Genomic DNA, 1,260 nt, shown 5'->3' on the forward strand with positions numbered 1-1,260 from the left:
ACGGGATGCTTCTATGGTTGTCAAGCGGTGGCGGGTGGAGCGTTGTGTGTTGTGTTTGTGCTGGTGAGGGCTTTGAAGAGTTCGCGGGCGAGGTAGCGTTTGAGGCAGCGGATGATCTCTTTTTTGGACTTGCCCTGGGTGGTGCGGCGGGCGACGTAGGCGCGGGTCCGGGGGCATGAGGCCATGCGGGACAGCGCAATGGTGTGCAGGGCGCGGTTGGCCTGGCGGTCGCCGCCGCGCGACAGCCGCCACCGGGTGGTCTTGCCGCTGGAGGCGGGAACGGGTGCGGCGCCGCACAGCGCGGCGAAGGCGGCCGGGCCGGTGAGCCGGTCGGGGTTGTCGCCGCAGGTGATCAGGAGCTGCGCGGCGGTCTCCACGCCGACGCCGTGGACGCTCAGCAGGTCGGGGCGTGCACGGGTGACCAGCTCGGCCAGGTGGGCGTCCAGATCGGTGATCTCGGCGGTGAGTGCCTGGTGGCGGCGGGCCAGGCTGCGCAAAGCGATCTTGGTGCCCCGCAACGGGCCGGCGGACGGGCCGGCGGACGGGCCGGCGGACGGGCCGGCGGACGGGCGCAGCCGGGCGCAGGCGGTCACCAACGGCCCGGTGGGCAAGCCGGTCATCGCCTCACGCAGTTCGGCCGGGGCGGTGACCAGCAGGCCGCGTAGCTGGTTGATGCAGGCGGTGCGGGCCTTGACCGCACCGGCGCGGGCCAGATGCACCGCCCGGATCGACTCCACGATGCCGTCCATGGCCTTGGGCACCGTGCGGGCCCGCCCGGCCAGCACGGCGTCGGCGGCGGCGTAGGCGTCCAGCGGGTCGGACTTGCCCGCCATGCGGCGCTGCCGGCGGTCGGGCCGGTTCACATCGATCACCCCGACGCCCCGGCCGCGCAGGTAACGCGACAGGCCCGCACCATAGGAACCGGTGCCCTCGACACCGACCGCGTGCACCCGGCCGAGCGAGCACATCCACGCCAGCAGATCGGCATACCCCTGCCGGGTGACCGGGAACTGCGCATCGGCGATGCGTCCACCGTTCATCAACTCCACCGCCGCATGATGGGTGCCGGCATGAGTGTCGACACCGCCCACGACCCGCCGCCTCCCGCTCGTCTTCCCGCTGCCTCGTGCCATCCTGGAACCGCCACCTTCGTCACTAGAGCGTCGAGTGGCACGCACCGGGCCGGTGGACGGACAGACCAGTGACGAGACCGCTGGTCAGGCTTCTATCAAGTCACGAACACCGGCCCGGGGCGCACCC

1 protein-coding gene is annotated in these 1,260 nt (G+C 71.9%); it reads right to left on the bottom strand.

Features of this window, described 5'->3' with window-relative positions; genetic code table 11:
• Positions 1-20: 20 nt before the first annotated feature.
• Entirely contained in the window at positions 21-1,133 is a 1,113-nt protein-coding gene (locus ABTW95_RS35680) for an IS110 family RNA-guided transposase (RefSeq protein ID WP_500228641.1), read from the bottom strand.
• Positions 1,134-1,260: the final 127 nt, after the last annotated feature.

Source organism: Spirillospora sp. NPDC127506, from assembly GCF_040302145.1.
GTDB lineage: Bacteria > Actinomycetota > Actinomycetes > Streptosporangiales > Streptosporangiaceae > Spirillospora.